Origin of the sequence: Agrobacterium sp. ST15.16.024, from assembly GCF_027956545.1 — a bacterium.
Taxonomy (GTDB): Bacteria; Pseudomonadota; Alphaproteobacteria; order Rhizobiales; family Rhizobiaceae; genus Agrobacterium; species Agrobacterium cucumeris.
The window spans coordinates 1-596 of the sequence record NZ_JAQKGO010000034.1 but is presented as its reverse complement, the minus strand read 5'-3'; the positions used below and the strand labels follow the sequence as shown (position 1 = coordinate 596).

The following is a 596-nucleotide window of genomic DNA, read 5'->3' as shown; positions in this document are numbered from 1 at the left end:
CTGCCCCAGCGCACCAGAAGCCATGCCCATTCGAACTGGTGGCCCGGCTCCATGATCCGGCCCTTGTCGCTCTTATGCGGCGTCCAGTCATGCTCGAAGAACTCCCGCAAGCCGCCATTGCCGCCATCGATGAAGCGGGTGAGCGCCAGATCGGCGATCTCGTCGGCCAGCGCCGACCATGGGCCTTCCGGGTCCTGCACCTCCCAGGCCAGCATCGCCTCGAACAGATGCATGTGCGGGTTGGAACAGAGCGGCGTGCGCGGCGGGTTTTCCTCCTCGAAACCGGCGACGGGGTGTTTGTAGTCGCGTTTGAGGATGGCAAGAATATCCAGCGCCCGGCCGCGCATCTCGTCCTTGCGCTCGGGCAGGCTCGCAGCGGTCTGGGCGGCGGCGAAAAGCGCAAAGGCCTGATTGTAGAGATCAAAGGACGGATCGATCAGTTTGCCGGTCTGGTCGGCGAGGTTGCCATAAAGACCGTTATCGAGACGATAGACCTTTTCGAACCAGCTGAGGCCATGCAGGAGCGCCTCTTTCCAGGGCCCCTGCCAGCCGTGCTGGCCGGCGGCGGCGAAACAATAGGCCTGACGCGGCTGCAC

The 596-nt window shown here is 63.9% G+C and carries 1 protein-coding gene; it reads right to left on the bottom strand.

Translation table 11 applies throughout. The annotated features are described in order from the left end of the window. Nucleotides 1-596 (bottom strand): AGE family epimerase/isomerase (locus PL640_RS25495; RefSeq protein WP_271363868.1); only part of this gene is annotated, 596 nt, incomplete at both ends.